The following is a 17,457-nucleotide window of genomic DNA, read 5'->3' as shown; positions in this document are numbered from 1 at the left end:
TACATTGCTATTTTTAACAAAAAGAAGAATCTTGATAAAATTTGATTGCAGGAATTTTTTTTGATTTATTAAAACCTATCTTTGTGGCGAATGAAAATTTGCGATAAAACGTATGGAAAAATACTTTAAAAAAGAAGGTAGATACAGCTATTATGAATCCGGAGAAGGAACTCCAATTGTTGTTTTGCACGGTTTAATGGGAGGATTAAGCAACTTTGATGCCGTGGCCAGTTATTTTTCTGAAAAAGGATACAAAATAGTAATACCAGATTTACCGATATACACCCAAAACATTTTGAAAACCAACGTAAAAGCTTTTGCAAAATATGTGAAGGATTTTATCACTTTCAAAGGTTTTGACAGAGTCATTTTGTTGGGAAACTCATTGGGAGGCCACATCGCTTTGTACCACACCAAGATGTATCCAGAAAAAGTGGCAGGACTCGTTTTGACTGGAAGTTCAGGACTTTACGAAAGCGCCATGGGCGACAGTTATCCCAAAAGAGGCGACTATGAATACATCAGAAAAAAAGCGGAAGCCGTATTTTATGATCCCGCAATGGCAACTCCAGAATTGGTAGACGAAGTTTATGCCACTGTAAACGACCGAATTAAACTAATCAAAACGCTGACAATTGCCAAAAGTGCCATTCGACACAACATGGCAAAAGATTTACCAAAAATGCACGTTCAAACTTGTTTGATTTGGGGAAAAAATGATGGTGTAACTCCTCCAAATGTAGCCGAAGAGTTCAATGAATTATTGCCAAATGCCACTTTATACTGGATTGACAAATGCGGTCACGCCGCCATGATGGAACATCCTGAAGAGTTCAATCGTTTGCTGGAAGATTGGTTGACACATACCCATTTGAAGGCGCATTAGATTTTTTTTGCAAAGAATTTACAACAATCATTATGAAAATTAATACTGCCGAATTTATTGTCAGCAACTCCGAAGTAGAAAAATGTCCGAAAGACTTTTTGCCGGAGTATGCTTTTATAGGTCGCTCCAATGTTGGGAAGTCATCGTTGATTAATATGTTGACCAACCATAAAAATTTGGCAAAAACCTCGGGAAGACCAGGAAAAACACAGTTGATCAATCACTTTTTGATTAACAACAATTGGTTTCTTGTCGATTTGCCGGGTTATGGTTATGCCAAAGTTTCCAAGAAAACCAAATCCGTTTTTCAGCAATTTATCACGGATTATTTTGAAACAAGGGAACAACTGGTTTGCGCCTTTGTATTGATTGACATTCGTCACGAAGCACAATCAATCGACATTGAATTTATGTCGTATATGGGCGAAAGCGAAATTCCTTTCTGCATCATTTTTACCAAAGCCGACAAGATCAGCAAAACCAAAATAGATTCACATATTGCAGCCTACAAAAAGCAAATGTTTGCCAACAATTGGGCCGAAATGCCGCAATATTTTGTGACATCGGCAACGGAATCTACAGGAAAAGATATTGTTTTAGATTACATTGACGAAGTAAACCAGGAAGTTTTCAAAAACAACAGCGGGTTTTAAATCGTCATTCAAAACAAAAAAAATCCCAAAACTAACCATTTTAGTTTTGGGATTTTTTATTACAATCCATCTTGATAATTACAATTTCAGCTGCAATTTTTCGGCAAAGTAATCACAAAAATCTTTCATTGTTGCCGACATTTTTTCGTCGCCCGTGGCACGTTGAAAAGTTTCTGTCATGGAAGTCAATGTTTGATGAAAGAAAACTTTCATTTCGTCAACCGGCATTTCTTTAGTCCACAATTCGATACATTTTGTTGATTTTTCGTTACCGTCCCAAACCGAAAGCATGAACGCTTTGCATTCCTCCTCTTGAATTCCTCCTTCTATTGCCGTCCACATTAATTTTTCGGGAACACGGTTTTCGTCTAATTCGATGCTTAACTTAATTTCTGATTTATTTGTAATTGCCATTATTTCTTGGGTTTATATTTAGATTTTTCGAATATTTCTTTAGCATTCATTTTTAGCAGTTCCTCAATTGGAACGTCATTGTTTTTCATATAGGAACGAACCATTTGCCAACCTATCCAAGCGCCTACTCTTCCCGGTGATTCATTGTCGATTTCAAGATAAAACTTGGAAAATGGGGCTGGATTTACAAATCGGTTGCCCAATTTTGAATCATAGCTGTACAACATTTCTTTTTCCAAGAAATAGCGCCACATATAACTTTCATTTTCCTCACACCATTTGATTTGTTCTGAAGTATATCCCATTTTGTCGGCATCGCTGTAGTCCGGCAATAGCAAATCTTTCAAATACAATTCCTTTCCAAAATAAATCATTTGGCTCAGCAAAGTTTTATCTGTTACAGGCGAAATTTTATTGAGGGCGAAACTTGAAACCACGTCCGGCATCATCTGTTTTTCTTCGAAATTCTGTTTCAAATAGTTCGGAAATTGGTAAAATTTATGCTCTTTTCCTAAATACAATTCCAGCGAAATAATCAGTAAACTATCCGCATAAATTACCTTGTTGTTATAATCCATTTCAGAGATTACGGTAATCACTTTTGGCGTTTTAGTTTTAGGAAAATTATATTTTATATGTTTGAAAAGGGTTTCCAATTCATTTTGAATAAGTTCGAAATTGGAGTATTTTTTCTGGACTTCGGTATATAATTCTCTCCAAAGCGGATTTTGCATTTTTTCAAGCCAAACATTATCGTCATTTCCCGGTGGAAAAAAGAAAGGAAATTCTTTTTTTAATTTACCCAAATCCTCTGGTTTCGCCTCGAAAAAAAGTTTATCAAACCGTTCGACCTTAATTGTCACTGGAATTTCCTCAATCTCTTTTTCAACTTTTGATTTTTTGTCACAGGAGACAAAAACGGTCATTAACGTGATTATAAAAATTATTTTTCTCATTTATACTTTTTTGAGGCCTGATTTCTTCAGTTCTCGCAATTCTTTATAAGGTTAAGCGAACTAACTTTGAAATGAAGAGATACTGTCTATAAAATTATTATTTTTGCAAATATACAATTCCTCCTTTTTAAAAACTCAAAGTATTATGACTAAAAAAAGCACGCTACAAGTTGAAAAAGTGAACACCCATATTGTAAATTGGCTAAAAACCTACGCAGAAAACGCAAAAGTAAGTGGTTTTGTTGTTGGGATTTCTGGCGGAGTCGATTCGGCAGTTACCTCAACACTTTGTGCACAAACCGGCTTGACCACTTTATGCGTTGAAATGCCCATACATCAAGCTCCAAGTCAAGTGAATCGTGGACAAGAACACATCGAGCAATTGAAAAAAAGATTCCCAAACGTAAAAAATATTGAAGCTGATTTGACCTCAGTATTCGAAGATTTCAAAAAAAATGTTCCAAGTACCGCTGATGTCGCTAAAGTAAACCTATCTTTGGCTAATACTCGTGCCCGTTTGCGAATGACCACATTGTATTATTTTGCTGGAATCCATGGTTTATTGGTGGCGGGAACAGGAAATAAAGTAGAAGATTTCGGAGTGGGTTTTTACACAAAATATGGTGATGGCGGCGTAGACATGAGTCCAATAGCCGATTTAATGAAGTCGGATGTGTATGCTTTGGGCGAGTTTTTAAAAATTCCAACTTCTATTCTAAAAGCTTCTCCAACCGATGGTTTGTTTGGCGACGACAGGACCGACGAAGATCAACTTGGCGCCAGTTATGACGAGTTGGAATGGGCAATGCTGGAGGATGAAAAAGAAAAAAAAGCAGAAGATTTCACGGAAAGAGAAAGTACCGTGTTCAAGATATACAAAAAATTAAACACTGTCAATCAACATAAAATGAATGAAATCCCCGTTTGCACAATCCCCAAAGAATTTAAGTAGTATTTTTCTATTGATTTTCTGTATTTTACAGATATTATTTACTAACTTTGCTTCTCGAAAGAGATAAACAATTCTAAATTTAAAATTATGATAAAAGTTTGTTTAGCCGACAATCACCCAGTTGTACATTTTGGTGTAAAATCTTACTTCAAAGATCATGACGACATTTCAATTGTTGCCAATGTGGGGAATTTTATGATGGTAAGAGATATCCTGCTTACCAAGGAGATTGATGTCTTAGTCTTGGACTTAGAATTAGAGGGGCTTTCCAGTATTTTTGAAGTTAAAAATATTCTGAAGAATTTCCCAAAAACTAAAATCATCATCTTTAGCGACCTTTCTGAGCAGATTTATGCGCCTAATGCCATCAAAGCAGGTGTTGCTGGTTTTATTTCCAAAAAAGAAAAACTGGAAACCCTAGGCCAATCCATTATCAAAGTACATCAAGGAAAGATAATCATAAATGAAACTGTCAAGAAAAACCTTGCTTTAATTGCAAAACAAAACAAAAGCGAGCGTTTGTACAGAAAACTATCCAATCGTGAAGTGGAAGTTTTACGCTATTTGAGTGACGGCAAGAAAAACAACGAGATTTCCAAAATTTTGGGACTCAACGAAAAAACAATCAGTACTTACAAATTAAGGCTGTTGCAAAAATTGAATGTTACCAATCTAGTAGATTTGGTAAACAAGGCAAAAACATTGGAAATAGTTTAATTACTATAACGCGACATCACTCTGCCGAGTTTTTTGGAAAAAGAGTTGATTAGCTTAGAATAATCCATTGCCATAGACAAAGGCTCTATATTATCTGACCCAGGCTCAGAAGATATAGAGCTTTTTATTTCTTCGATAATTCTATCAACCAAATACCAACGCATCGTCAAGATCGTTTCAGACACATATTGGCTGATGGTGTCATTTTTCGACTTTGGAAAAATATTCTGTCCTTCCCAATTGTGCAAGACCACCCTCTCGTCTTCCATCAAAATATCGGTTACTTCTTGAGCGAACTCTGGTTGCAAATGCATTAAATATTGCTCAATATTAAAATTCTCGTTTTGAAGATAATAACTTGTCAAACTTTTGAATATATCTCGAAACAAAGGATTTGCCAACTCGACTTCGTCTTCCTGTAAACTCAGGTAGATGCGCTGAAACACTTTGTATTGCTTCTTTTCGATGACATTCTCGATTTCGCCTTCTTCATTTGCTTTTAAAAGCACATCCTCAAACTCCTCAGTTTTATTGCCGTACAACAAAAGAATTTCTATGATTTTTCGTTCCAAACCATAGAGAATATCAATTTTTTGAACTTGGGCAGGCGTGTCGTTTTTTACGACCTCAAAAGCTTTATCTTTTTGTTCTTGTTTTAATTTTTTTCCTACCTCGGCAACATCCTTTTGAACCAATTGCGCCAAAGTGCTGACCAAAACTTGCTCAGAAATATCCATAATTCGGGAACATTCCTGAATATAAACTTCCCTTTGGATTCTATCCGGAATTTTGGAAATACTCACCACCATATCCCGAATCAAATCGGCTTTTTTGATGGGATCATTCTTGGCGTCATTCATCAACATAGAAGCCTTGAACTGGATAAAATCTTTGGCATTTTCGTCTAAATATTTAACCAATTCTTCATAAGGCGTTTTCTTGGCAAAACTATCAGGGTCTTCTCCGTCGGGAAAAGCACAAACTTTCACGTTCATTCCTTCTTCCAGAATCAAGTCGATTCCTCGAATGGAAGCACGCAATCCTGCAGCATCACCATCAAAAAGAACGGTTATGTTTTTTGTCAATCTATTGATTAACCGAATTTGGTCCGGTGTCAAAGCCGTTCCTGAAGAAGCCACCACGTTTTCTATTCCAGCTTGATTGAACTGGATGACATCGGTATACCCTTCTACTAAAAAACAATTATTTTGTTTGGCAATGGCTTGCTTGGCCTGAAAAATTCCGTACAAGACTTTACTTTTGTGGTAAATGTCACTTTCAGGTGAATTGAGGTATTTTGCCGCTTTTTTGTCGTTGGTCAAAATTCTTCCGCCAAAACCCAAAACCCTTCCCGACATACTTTGTATGGGAAACATCACTCGACTTTTGAACCGGTCAAACGGCCTGTCGTCTTTTGGAATGGTCAAACCCGTACTTTCCAGAAATTCTAGTTTATACCCTTTCCCCAAAGCTTCCTTGGTAAAAGCATCCCAAGCTTCGGGCGAATATCCTAGAGCAAATTTCTTTATGGTTTCGCTAGTAAAACCTCTTTCCTTGAAATAAGAAAGACCTATGGCTTTGCCTTCTTCAGAATGCAGCAACGTGTTGTGGAAATAATCTTTGGCAAATTCCGAAACCAAATACATACTTTCCCGAACATCGGTATTGGCTTTTTCTTCATCGGTTTGCTCGGTTTCCTCGATTTCGATATTGTATTTCTTGGCCAAAAATCGAATGGCTTCCGGATAGGTAAAATGAGAATGTTCCATCAAGAAAGCCACGGCATTTCCACCTTTTCCAGAACTGAAATCTTTCCAAATACCTTTGGCAGGCGAAACCATGAACGATGGTGAACGCTCATCCGAGAACGGGCTCAATCCCTTGAAGTTGCTTCCAGCCCTCTTTAATTGCACAAAATCACCAATAACCTCCTCTACACGAGCAGTTTCGAAAACGGTATCAATAGTAGTTTGTGAAATCAATTTGTTCTTGGTTGAAGTTGGAAAAGTTCAAAGATACAAAGTTAATTTTGGATTATTAAAATGAAAAAGTGCTTCATTGCTGAAACACTTCTTGCCGTATAAAACTAACTCAAAATATTTAATTAAAATCGAAGCGTACTCCAAGTGAAATGTTGTTTTGATCTACAGTATTATTCTCAAATAATGGATTTAAATCGTATTTCAAATACAAACTGGTTTCTCTATAACCAAGGTAAGTACTCACGCCATAAATAAAATCATTGGCATTAAAATCCCCTTTAGTTTTTATCCTTATTTTATCATCGCCAATATTGTAATACAGTTTTTGCTTTGATTTTATTCTAAACCCGCTATACCCGCCTATTCCGAAACGAACTCCTTTGTGTGTTGAAAAACCGGGTTTACCATTTTTTGACTTATTCCCCGAGAAATCAAACTCTAAATGTACAGGAGCAACCAAATAAACATTTTTAAACCTAGAATCGTCTAATTCATAAGGGAAGACCTCAAGATTTGTTTGGTTGTTACCATCAGGTACAAAGTATCGGTTATCCGTTGGACAAATGTTGTTGTACATTACTGAAAATCCATACTTCAAATGCAATAAATTATCATTTTTGAATATTCTCGTGTTGTATGTAAATCCCCATTCGAAGAAATGAGATTGCCAATAATAGAAATCGGAATTGGCGACTGCTCCATCTGTTACCAAATTATTGGCTCCGAAAGCGAGAACAAATTGCGAAGTAGTTCTTTTTTCTTTTTTGTTTTTGCTATTTATTACTTTCATTGCCGGTATAACGAATGTCTTTCTTCCTGTTGAATCCACTACCGTGATTTGTCCGTCAACTTTTTTCTGAACCAAAGCTTCAAGTTTTTCTTGCTCTTTGGCAACTCTTGCCTCAATATTGATGGCTCTGGCTTGTGCCAAAGTGTTTTTTTTACTTTCTGCTTCTTCTTTGGTTATTGTACCGTTTGCCAATTGATCATTTACGGCATCCACTTCTTTTTTTAATTCTGACTTCTCTTCTTTTGTTATGTTTTCAATATTTGAAGCAATGTTTTTTGCCTGTTTTTCAAAGCTTTGCTCTGTCTGTTCGCCTTTTTGGCTCGGGCCTTGCGCCAACATTTTGCTTGCAAAAAGACATAGCAATAGCACTAAGTAAATTGTAAAATTTCTCATGATAGATTATTTAAATGGTGATTAATGATTTATTCTTGATTGCGGCTAGCCAAAGCCTCCTTGACTACTTGGTAATTCTCGTTTACTTTATCAATTACTTTTTCTCGAAATGAAAGTTCCAATTCTCCATCCACTTGCGAAAGCAATGCATTGGAATTTACTTTTACTGTCGTTTTTGAACTTGTGGGTTTTGATGTTGTCTTGACTGCGGCAAGTATTTCATCAATCGACTTGTCATTTATGTCCGAAGAAGCAAACGGGTCATTTTTTTGACCGGAGATTGTAAGCTCTGCTACTTGACTTTGATTTAAATTGTTTTTACCGCTTAATGAATGTTTTTCTGGCAGGGAAGATTTATCCTTTTTTGCAGCCGATTGTTGGGAAACATCAACTACTGAACCCTTTTCCTCTATTTTAAAATCGACCTTCTCCAAAGGTATTGCATCCGTTTTAGGAGCAACTGGATTCTGGATTACCACTCCATTTTTCTGGTTGTCGATTCTATCTTCTTTTTGGGCGAAATAAAACGTCGCAATCAATACAAACCCAACAAAACTTGCCGCAATGTATAACCAAGGGAATTTAACTTTTGGTTTTTCCGCTTCTGAAAGCATGCCATCCAGCTTCGCCCAAGCCATTTCTGAAGGCTTGATTTCGCGAGAATTCAATTGTTCCCTGAATTGTTTTTCTATTTTATGCTGTTCCATTACTGTAATTTTTTAGCTTTATTATTTGCTCTTTCAATGTTTTCCTGGCGTGAGACAATTGCGATTTTGACGTTCCTTCGTTAATTCCCAACATACTCGCAATTTCTTGGTGCTTATATCCTTCTATCGCATACAAATTGAAAATAATTTTATATCCATCGGGTAAACCGTCAATCAAAGACTGAATATCTTCTATCGAAATTTGACTTTCAATATTGTTGAAACTATCCTCGGAATAATTTTCGTCCTCAATAAAACTCACTTTCTTTTGAACCCTGATATGCGAAATGCATTCATTGATCATTATTCGTCTAATCCAACCTTCAAAACTTCCCTTTTTTTCGAAATTTTTCAAATTGGTGAACACTTTCATAAAAGCCGTTATCATGATGTCTTCAGCTTGATGAATGTCCTTTATGTATTGTCTGCAAACACTTAACATTTTCGAAGAAAATTTGACGTAAATCTCTTGTTGGGCCGATCGATTGCTCTCGATAGCCAAACGGATGATTTCATTTTCTTCTTGATTTAAGTAAAGTACTTTCAAATTCTTTTTATAAAGTGTTTCTATAAGTAAGACGAATCCAGTTGCAAAAAGGTTGCATTGGTAATTACATTTTTAAACTAAAAAATAAAAACCTTAATAAAATTAAGGCTTTAGGAGATGTTTTTTATTTAAAAAAATTATTTTTTTCTTTCAATGACATAATTTACCATCAAAATCAAGGCATCTTTAAACTCTGATTGGGGATAATTATCTAAAAGAAGGAGTGCTTCTTGCTGGAATTCTGCCATTTTCTGTTCGGCATACAGCAAGCCGTTATGATCTTTCACGAAGTTGATCACTTCTTTTACTCGTTTCTTGTCTTTATTATGGTTCTTGATGGAATTGATGAGCCAAGATTTTTCTTTGAAAGTACAATTATTCAAAACGTGGATAAGCGGCAAAGTCATTTTTTGTTCCTTGATGTCGATTCCTGTGGGCTTACCAATGGCATCCTCTGTATAATCAAATAAATCGTCCTTGATTTGAAAAGCCATCCCTATGAGTTCGCCAAATTTTCGCATATTCTCCACCTGGACTTCATCTTCAAGAACCGATTTTGCACCCAAAGCGCAACAAGCGGCAATTAAAGTGGCGGTTTTTTTTCGGATAATTTCATAATAAACTTCTTCGGTAATATCGAGCCTTCTGGCTTTTTCGATTTGCAATAACTCGCCTTCACTCATTTCGCGAACGGCTACCGAAATAATTCTCAGCAAATCAAAATCACCGTTGTCGATAGAAAGCAACAATCCTTTGGACAGCAAATAATCACCAACTAGCACAGCGATTTTGTTTTTCCAAAGTGCATTGATGGAGAAAAAACCTCTTCGTCGATTACTGTCATCGACCACGTCGTCATGTACCAAAGTGGCGGTATGAATCAGTTCTATGACACAAGCACCACGATAGGTTCTTTCGTTTACAATTCCCGCAGAAACCATTTTGGCAGTCAAAAAAACAAACATGGGACGCATTTGTTTTCCTTTCCGATTGACTATATAATAAGTGATTCTATTCAGCAAAGCCACTTTTGAAGTCATCGATTCATAGAACTTTTTTTCGAAAAGTTCCATCTCGTTAAAAATAGGCTGCTTTATTTGAGAAGTAATATTCATTAGAGTCCAAATATACTATTTTCGAATAAAAAAACGGCAACTATTTTGCGAAGTGGAAGTGTTTTTTACCATTATTTAACTTTAAATTACCCTAAATTTCTATTCTGATTCATCATCCATTAAACAACATTCCAAAAAAATTATGGCATTATTATACTAAAAACAACATTTAAAGGTTAAATCATATATGCAAATTATGTGAATCCCAAAAGTGTCGTTCATCGATTTTAAACAAAGCATTCTCTTTATCTCATTTTTTTAAAATAACTTTATCATCCACTTTAATCTATTATTAACCTACATACCAAACAATTAAACCTAAAAAAACAATTATTATGAAAACTAAATTTTTACTAATTGGCATGTTTTTTTTGAGCATTCTTGTTTTTACAAGTTGTAATTCAGATTCAACTCCTGCTCCTGCCTCAACAGACAATACCCTTACTCTAAATGAAGTTACCGCAACACAAACAATGGACAATGCCATTGATGACGTATCGGTAATTGCCGATGACCAATATGAATTGACTGAAGGTTCTACCAATGGCAGGGTATCTGGAACCTATTATCGACTAACCCCTGACTGCGCTACCATTAGTGATCTGGGTTCTACTCCAACCGTAAGAGTTATCACTATTACTTTTGGAACGGCTACTACTTCATGTTTATTTAGAGGACATAATTTGAGAGGACAAATTATTCTAACTCGAACAATCAGCACAACATTCCCTAAAACCATGACCGTAACCTACAATAATTTCTATATTAATGACAACAAACTTGAAGGGACATCTACTTGGAAAAGAGAAATGCTTGGAGCTTCAACTACCCTGCATCCAAAAACCACATTTACCATGGCCAACATGAAACTAACCACAAAAGACGGTGTTTATACCCGTAACGGAGAGCGTTTTAGAGAAATGACCGCTGGATTTTCGACCCGAACAAGCCCAACTGACGATGTGTTTTCTACTTGGGGAACTTTTACCACAACAAGCTCAATCGGCAATGTTTATTCTTCATCAATTGCTGAAAGCACACCATTAATAAATAAAACAGCCTGTGGCTTACAAGCAAATCCTAGACCTTTCCCTGTTTCAGGAGTGCTAAAACTTTCGAAAAATTCGCATTATGTCACCATTGATTACGGAACCGGCGACTGCGACAACTTGGCAATGTTAGCCGTAGACGGTGGAATTGCCTTTCAAATTATCTTGAAAGATTAATTTATATTATTTATTGCATAAAAAAAGAGTTCAAATTGAACTCTTTTTTTATGCTTCTTTATTAGCCAATTGACCACAAGCCGCATCAATATCTTTTCCGCGACTTCTTCTCACTTTTACCACAATTCCTGTAGCTTCCAGTGCTTTTATGTAGGCATTGATGGATTCTTCCGAAGCTTGTTGAAACTCGCCGTCATCAATTGGATTGTATTCAATTAAATTGACTTTGCAAGGAACATATTTGCAGAATTTAACCAAAGCATCAACAGAAGCTTTATTGTCGTTGATTCCTTTCCATACCACATATTCATAAGAAACTTTGCTTTTTGTTTTTCTGTACCAATACTCCAATGATTCTCTTAAATCAGCCAAAGGAAAATTTTCACTAAAAGGCATAATCTTGGATCGAATTTCATCTATTGCTGAATGTAGCGAAACAGCCAATTTAAATTTCACCTCATCGTCTGCCAATTTTTTAATCATTTTAGGAACGCCAGAGGTTGAAACCGTAATACGTTTTGGAGACATTCCCAAACCTTCGTTTGAAGTTATCATTTCGATGGCTTTCATCACATTATTGTAATTCATCAATGGCTCACCCATTCCCATAAAAACAATATTCGACAAAGGATGATTGTAATACAAACGACTCTCTTTATCGATGGCAATCACCTGATCGTAAATTTCGGCAGGTTCCAGATTTCGCATCCTTTTCAATCGTGCCGTGGCACAAAAATTACAATCCAAGCTGCAACCCACTTGACTTGAAACACAAGCTGTTGTTCTAGTGTTTGTTGGAATCAAAACACTCTCCACCACCAAACCATCGTGCAAACGAACCGCATTTTTTACCGTTCCGTCTTCACTGCGCTGCATCGTGTCGACTTTGATGTGATTGATGACAAAATTGTTTTCGAGCATAGTACGAGTAGCTTTCGCCACATTGGTCATATCATCAAAACTGTGGGCGCCTTTGCTCCACAACCATTCATAAACTTGGTTTCCACGAAAGGATTTATCGCCATTGGCAACAAAAAAATCCCGTAATTGTTCTTTTGATAAGGCTCGTATGTCTTTTTTCTCGATTTGCATGGTGCAAATTTAATGACTATTTGTTGATTTATTTCATCAATTTGCATAAATGCTCGTATGTACATTTGATAATTTGATAACTTTGACAAAAATTAATAAAATGCACTTTATTTCCCAAGATTTAGAAAATTATATCGAGCAACATTCTGAAAAAGAGCCGGAATTGTTGGCTGCTTTAAACAAAGAAACCTATCAGAAAGTTTTGTTGCCGCGAATGTTAAGCGGACATTTTCAAGGACGCGTTTTGAGTATGTTGTCCAAACTGATTCGTCCCGTGAATATTCTTGAAATTGGCACCTATACTGGCTATTCGGCTTTGTGTTTATGTGAAGGAATGCAAGAAAACGGAACACTTCACACCATTGACATCAAAGAAGAATTGGTGGATTTTCAGCGAAAACATTTTGACAAATCGCCTTGGGGAAACCAAATTGTACAACATCTCGGCGAAGCCATTGACATTATTCCAACATTGGATTTAAAATTTGATTTGGTTTTTATCGATGCCGACAAGGAAAATTACATCAATTATTTTGAATTGATTGTTCCAAAAATGAACAAAGGCGGCATTATTCTTTCGGATAACGTGTTGTGGAGCGGAAAAGTTCTGGAACCTTTGCATCCAAAAGACATCAGTACCAAAATATTATTGGAATACAATCTTTTATTGAAAAATGATCCGAGAGTGGAAACCGTTTTGTTGCCTATCCGTGATGGATTGACGGTAAGCAGGGTTTTGTAAATTACTTGAGATGCTCCGTTCCTTTCAATGTTTTAAATAGGGAAGTTTCTCTTTTTGGCCATTTGATAGAATTTGAACATCAAAAAGCCCAATATTCCTCCACACAAATACCCACAAATAATATCCAATGGATAATGCAAGCCCAAATAAATACGGCTATATGCAAAGATTAATGGCCATAAAAACAGTAGCCAAAAGTATTTGAAATCTCTTTTGAAAACAAGGTATAAAAATGTGGCAACTCCCATTGAACTTGAGGCGTGACCCGAGAAAAACCCAAATGACGATCTGGATTGTACTATTCTTATAAATGAATTTATTTCTGGATTGTTGCAAGGTCGCAACCTTTGAAATCCATTTTTGAATAAATTAGCTGTTTGATCCGTTAGAACGAGCAAAATAGCCACGAATAAAATCAAATACAAAGTTTGTTTGCCTCCTACTTTTTTGTAAATAATATACAACAAGAACAAAAAAAGCGGAATCCAATTGTATTGTTTAGTAATCATCAACCAAAGTCCATCATAAGTTTCGGAACCTAGACTATTTAAGTAAACAAATAATTTTTGGTCAAGTGACACTATTTTATCCAACATTACATTTTACGTTTTATTGGGCCTTCAACAATGCCTTCTATTTCTCCTGCAACTTTATCCACTTGAGGAATTGTGTTGTCTAATATACTGCTTTTAGTTTTGTCAATTTCATTTGAAACGGCATCCGAAATTCCACTCAATGGATTTGTGTCTCCAAGCAAATTGGCTTTGGCACTATTGATTTCTGAAGTAATATTACCCGTAAAATTATTCAATGTTTTTTGGTCTAAACCGTTGTCTTCAGCTCCTTTTTGAATTTCGTTTTTAATGTCGTTTGTGGCATTCTTCAATTGCGCCATCGCTTTTCCCATAGTACGGGCAATTTCCGGCACTTTGTCCGAGCCAAAAAGCATCAAAATAACAAACAAAATGAAAATTAATTCGCCTCCTCCTATTCCAAACATAATCTATTCTTTAAGTCGCAAAGTTACGAAGATGTACAGTTACAAAACCTTTTAATTAATAATTAATTAACGAAAAATCGATTCTTGATTTTCATTTTTCAAATGTAGTAAATCTTTTGAATTCCTCGTTTTTGTTAATTAAAAATTCAATCAATTCAAATTCGGCTTCGGGTTTTAGGAGTGCTTTGGATCTGGAATCGTTCTCGCAAAAAATAAGGAAAAGTCCAATTTCATCCTCTTTCAACTTTAATGTGTTGGTGAAGAAAAATTGTTTAATTCGTTTTGGCACAACTTCGGTAAAATCGCCATAGTCGGCATCTTTTTCTTTTTGATAGTTTTCTTTGAAGAGCGATTTCCAAATTATTTTACCTACTCGATCAATATCCATTCCGTATTTTATGTCTGTCGGCATCAATGGATTGTCTGGCGAAGACTGCTTGTCGTCAAAATATTCCTTGTCTATAATGTCTTGAATACTGCCTAGATTAAGTTTCAAATCCGTTTTCATGATGACAACTTCTTTCAATGGATTTATGAGTGCATTCATTTTTATTATCAATACAGAAACTGCAAAATCCTTTTCAGTCAGCACAATTTTTTTTGGCTTTAATCCAGTGCTCGAAAAAAGCAAGGTGTCGTTTGTTTTTGCAAGTATGTCGAAATACCCTTGAGACTTGACAAATGCTCTTGTATTTGAATTCACGTTAAGAACATAACCACTTTGTATATTGACCGAATCATTCACGACCATGCCGTGCAATGATTTCCTGGTCAATGTTTGCCCAAAACAAAATTGACAAAACATACACAAAGCAAGAATTATGTTTTTAGTTTTCATCTTGAAAGGTTTTGTTTAAATTAGTCAGTCAACATAACATCCATATGGATTGCCTTTTTGTTTTTTTGAGAACGTAAAGAAAAACATAAAATAGTATTTACCTATACGAAAGTACGAAAATTACTCGAGCCAATCAACTGGTAATCAATGAATTTTACAAGACATCTTTCGTCAAAAAATATTTGGGTTTTATTTGTTCCCGGCAGCGATAATTGCATTGTATTCTACCGCCAATTCAACCATCACCAATTCTATATTGATTTTATTCTTCGACTTAAAAATAGTTGTGAATCTTTCGCTTTCGACGATGTAATATTGAAATCCTTTAATATATTCTGATGGAACTTTGAGGGTATTTACAAAATATTCATCACTATAAAGATTGCCTATTTTAGCCAACAAAAGCTCTTTTTTCTCCACTTCTATTTCTTTTTTAAGCATTTCCGTTCTTCCTGACATTAAATTAATCAGCGCTGCCACCGGCATTGAGTTTGCCGCATACAATCTTTTTTCCGCTCGTGTCCTTTGCACAATCCCTTTGGGAGAAATCCCTAACGCAACCGCATTGATTTTAGAACGTTTATTAACAATAACCTCGTCCAGTTCGGTTGTTTTGGCAATCATTTTAATGATTAAAACGTCTGGTTTCAAATCTTCTTTCTCGATTAACCTCCGATAATATTCTAAATTTACCGAAGAGAAGACCAATAAATCATCGGCTTTCGCCAAAATATAAAAATCACCATTACCATCGCTTGTAGCACTCTTTTCGTTTACTAAATTGACAATGCTAACCCCAGCTGCATTACCGGATTCGACTATTATTTTCCCGTGAATTAATTTCTCGCCAGCTGTTTGACCAAAACTGATTTGACTAAACAAACCTAAAACAAACAGTATAATTTTACTTTTCATCCGAGATAATTGTATTGTATTTTACAGCCAATTCAACCATCACCAATTCTATTTGAGTTTTGTTTTTGGATTTTAAAACAGTGGTGAATTTTTCGTTTTCGACGACGTAATATTTAAAACCTTTGATGTATTCTGCTTGAATTTTCAGGGTGTTTATATAATAATCATCTTCAAAAAGAAGTTCTGTTTTTTCCAACAGATTTACTTTCTTTTCAAGTTCAATCATTTTTTTCATCATTGCTGTTCGACCATTAATCTTATTTAGCAACGCATCAACATTCAAAGAGCCACCCAAAAGACCAATCAAATGTATTGGTTTAAAATCACCTGCTGTATACAACCTTCTTTCCATTTGGGTTCGATGTTTTATGCCTTTAGGAGAAATCCCCAAGTCAACCGCATTAATTTCTGGATGTTTATTAACAATAACCTCATCCAATTCAGTGGTTTTTGCCGTTAGCTTAATAGTTAAAACCTCTGATTTCAAATCTTTTTCCTCGATTGACCTGCGGTAATATTCTAAATTTACCGAAGAAAAGACCAATAAATCATCGGCTTTCACCAAAATATAAAAATCACCATTACCATCGCTTGTAGCACTCTTTTCGTTTACTAAATTGACAATGCTAACCCCAGCTACATTACCGGATTCGACTATTATTTTTCCGTGAATTAATTTCTCGCCAGCTGTTTGACCAAAAGTGATTTGACCAAATAAACCCAAAACAAACAGCATGATTTTACTTTTCATTCGAGATAATTTCATTGTATTTTTCCGCCAAAGGAACCAACATAAATTCTATTTGGGTTTTGTTTTTGGATTTTAAAATAGTCGTAAATCTTTCGTTATCGACGATGTAGTATTTGAAACCTTTGATGTATTCTGCCGGGATTTTTAATGCTTTTCCAAAATAATCTTCATCAAACATATTTTCAATTTGATTTATGAAAGACAATTTCCCTTCTACTACCATTTCCTTTTTGAGCATTGCGGTTCTGCCGGACATTAAATTCAAAAGAGCATCACCAGATGTCGATTTAGCGGTGTATAATTTTCTTTCGGCCTGAGTTCGATGTATCATTCCACTTGGAGAAATTCCTAATGAAACGGCATTAATATTATCATATCTTTTAACGACAACTTCTCTTAACTGGGTAATCATCGACTCCATTTTCACGAGAAATAATTCTTCCTGAAAATCTTTTTCGTTTACAACAACACGAATTTCTTTGAATTGGATTGCCGAAAACAAAAGGGTGTCTCCAGGAATAGCAGCTATCAAAAATTGACCGTCTTTTTCGGTTATGGTAGATTTTTCAGTTTTCAAGTTGATGACATAAACTCCTTCAAGATCAGCCGTATTGGCATTAATTTTACCTTTCAAAACATTCCTGCCTGTTTCTTGGGCCAAAATCGCTTGGGCAGCAACCAAAATAAAGAAGAGGCTTAGTTTTATTCTCATTAACAGACTGTGCAAATATTCCTATTGTGTAAATGTATCGCAAGTGCTTCCAAATTAAGTATTAAGAAC

Annotated in this window: 20 protein-coding genes; 6 read left to right on the top strand and 14 right to left on the bottom strand. The window is 35.6% G+C overall.

The genetic code is table 11. The annotated features are described in order from the left end of the window. The first annotated feature begins 112 nt into the window (after window positions 1-112). Window positions 113-886 (top strand): alpha/beta fold hydrolase, encoded by a 774-nt coding sequence (locus tag BUC16_RS05360; protein WP_073368489.1) that lies wholly within the window; start codon window positions 113-115, stop codon window positions 884-886. Window positions 887-918: 32 nt separating this feature from the next. Continuing rightward, entirely contained in the window at window positions 919-1,539 is a 621-nt protein-coding gene (yihA, locus tag BUC16_RS05355; protein ID WP_073368488.1) for a ribosome biogenesis GTP-binding protein YihA/YsxC, read from the top strand. A gap of 78 nt (window positions 1,540-1,617) precedes the next feature. On the opposite strand, the gene gldC is transcribed toward yihA, so the two are convergent. Together gldC and gldB are read right to left on the bottom strand one after the other, a co-directional pair. After that, window positions 1,618-1,953 carry a gliding motility protein GldC gene (gldC, locus tag BUC16_RS05350; protein ID WP_073368486.1) on the bottom strand — a complete coding sequence of 112 codons (336 nt, stop codon included), beginning with the start codon at window positions 1,951-1,953 and terminating at the stop codon, window positions 1,618-1,620. Beyond that, window positions 1,953-2,909, bottom strand: coding sequence for a gliding motility lipoprotein GldB (gene gldB / locus BUC16_RS05345; RefSeq protein ID WP_073368485.1), 957 nt, complete (start codon window positions 2,907-2,909; stop codon window positions 1,953-1,955). Before gldB ends, gldC begins: the two co-directional genes overlap by 1 nt. 145 nt (window positions 2,910-3,054) lie before the next feature. Here gldB and nadE point away from each other — a divergent pair, with 145 nt between their 5' ends. Then, window positions 3,055-3,861, top strand: coding sequence for an NAD(+) synthase (gene nadE, locus BUC16_RS05340; protein WP_073368483.1), 807 nt, complete (start codon window positions 3,055-3,057; stop codon window positions 3,859-3,861). 87 nt (window positions 3,862-3,948) lie between these two features. Continuing rightward, window positions 3,949-4,578 (top strand): response regulator transcription factor, encoded by a 630-nt coding sequence (locus BUC16_RS05335; protein ID WP_073368481.1) that lies wholly within the window; start codon window positions 3,949-3,951, stop codon window positions 4,576-4,578. Here the strand turns inward: BUC16_RS05335 and dnaG are convergent. The 5 genes from dnaG to BUC16_RS05310 form a co-directional block, all read right to left on the bottom strand. Then, window positions 4,575-6,560 carry a DNA primase gene (gene dnaG, locus BUC16_RS05330; RefSeq protein WP_073368480.1) on the bottom strand — a complete coding sequence of 662 codons (1,986 nt, stop codon included), beginning with the start codon at window positions 6,558-6,560 and terminating at the stop codon, window positions 4,575-4,577. The two genes, BUC16_RS05335 and dnaG, sit on opposite strands and share 4 nt — an antisense overlap. 118 nt (window positions 6,561-6,678) lie before the next feature. Beyond that, the gene (locus BUC16_RS05325) at window positions 6,679-7,743 is read right to left on the bottom strand and encodes a hypothetical protein (RefSeq protein ID WP_073368478.1); all 1,065 of its coding nucleotides are present in this window, start codon (window positions 7,741-7,743) and stop codon (window positions 6,679-6,681) included. A gap of 29 nt (window positions 7,744-7,772) precedes the next feature. Further along, complete coding sequence (locus BUC16_RS05320; RefSeq protein ID WP_073368477.1) at window positions 7,773-8,450, bottom strand: hypothetical protein; 678 nt, start codon at window positions 8,448-8,450, stop codon at window positions 7,773-7,775. After that, complete coding sequence (locus tag BUC16_RS05315; RefSeq protein ID WP_073368475.1) at window positions 8,437-8,997, bottom strand: RNA polymerase sigma factor; 561 nt, start codon at window positions 8,995-8,997, stop codon at window positions 8,437-8,439. The genes BUC16_RS05320 and BUC16_RS05315 overlap by 14 nt, the downstream gene beginning before the upstream one ends. A 137-nt stretch (window positions 8,998-9,134) precedes the next feature. Further along, window positions 9,135-10,112: a polyprenyl synthetase family protein gene (locus BUC16_RS05310; protein WP_073368474.1), complete on the bottom strand. Its 978-nt coding sequence runs from the start codon at window positions 10,110-10,112 to the stop codon at window positions 9,135-9,137. A gap of 335 nt (window positions 10,113-10,447) precedes the next feature. On the opposite strand from BUC16_RS05310, the gene BUC16_RS05305 reads away from it, so the two are divergent. After that, a complete protein-coding gene (locus BUC16_RS05305; protein WP_141226083.1) occupies window positions 10,448-11,338 on the top strand; it encodes a hypothetical protein in 891 nt (296 codons plus the stop codon). Window positions 11,339-11,386: 48 nt separating this feature from the next. Here BUC16_RS05305 and rlmN read toward each other — a convergent pair whose 3' ends face one another. Beyond that, window positions 11,387-12,430 carry a dual-specificity RNA methyltransferase RlmN gene (rlmN, locus tag BUC16_RS05300; protein WP_073368471.1) on the bottom strand — a complete coding sequence of 348 codons (1,044 nt, stop codon included), beginning with the start codon at window positions 12,428-12,430 and terminating at the stop codon, window positions 11,387-11,389. Between the two features lie 100 nt (window positions 12,431-12,530). Here rlmN and BUC16_RS05295 point away from each other — a divergent pair, with 100 nt between their 5' ends. Continuing rightward, window positions 12,531-13,172, top strand: coding sequence for an O-methyltransferase (locus BUC16_RS05295; protein WP_073368756.1), 642 nt, complete (start codon window positions 12,531-12,533; stop codon window positions 13,170-13,172). Between the two features lie 32 nt (window positions 13,173-13,204). Here BUC16_RS05295 and BUC16_RS05290 read toward each other — a convergent pair whose 3' ends face one another. The 6 genes from BUC16_RS05290 to BUC16_RS05265 all read right to left on the bottom strand — a co-directional run bounded on the left by BUC16_RS05290 (window position 13,205) and on the right by BUC16_RS05265 (window position 17,388). Further along, window positions 13,205-13,768, bottom strand: coding sequence for a phosphatase PAP2 family protein (locus tag BUC16_RS05290; RefSeq protein ID WP_073368469.1), 564 nt, complete (start codon window positions 13,766-13,768; stop codon window positions 13,205-13,207). Beyond that, the gene (locus tag BUC16_RS05285; protein WP_073368467.1) at window positions 13,768-14,172 is read right to left on the bottom strand and encodes a twin-arginine translocase TatA/TatE family subunit; all 405 of its coding nucleotides are present in this window, start codon (window positions 14,170-14,172) and stop codon (window positions 13,768-13,770) included. The genes BUC16_RS05290 and BUC16_RS05285 overlap by 1 nt, the downstream gene beginning before the upstream one ends. Before the next feature lie 91 nt (window positions 14,173-14,263). Next, window positions 14,264-15,010 (bottom strand): BamP family beta-barrel-assembly machinery protein, encoded by a 747-nt coding sequence (bamP, locus tag BUC16_RS05280; protein WP_073368465.1) that lies wholly within the window; start codon window positions 15,008-15,010, stop codon window positions 14,264-14,266. A gap of 189 nt (window positions 15,011-15,199) precedes the next feature. Further along, window positions 15,200-15,925, bottom strand: a complete 726-nt coding sequence (locus BUC16_RS05275; RefSeq protein ID WP_073368464.1) for a hypothetical protein — start codon at window positions 15,923-15,925, stop codon at window positions 15,200-15,202. Next, a complete protein-coding gene (locus BUC16_RS05270; RefSeq protein ID WP_073368462.1) occupies window positions 15,915-16,676 on the bottom strand; it encodes a peptidase associated/transthyretin-like domain-containing protein in 762 nt (253 codons plus the stop codon). Before BUC16_RS05270 ends, BUC16_RS05275 begins: the two co-directional genes overlap by 11 nt. Continuing rightward, window positions 16,666-17,388, bottom strand: a complete 723-nt coding sequence (locus BUC16_RS05265; protein WP_073368461.1) for a carboxypeptidase-like regulatory domain-containing protein — start codon at window positions 17,386-17,388, stop codon at window positions 16,666-16,668. The genes BUC16_RS05270 and BUC16_RS05265 overlap by 11 nt, the downstream gene beginning before the upstream one ends. Between the last annotated feature and the right edge of the window lie 69 nt (window positions 17,389-17,457).

The organism is Flavobacterium fluvii, assembly GCF_900129545.1.
GTDB classification, from domain to species: domain Bacteria; phylum Bacteroidota; class Bacteroidia; order Flavobacteriales; family Flavobacteriaceae; genus Flavobacterium; species Flavobacterium fluvii.
This window is presented reverse-complemented; position numbering and strand designations above follow the sequence as displayed.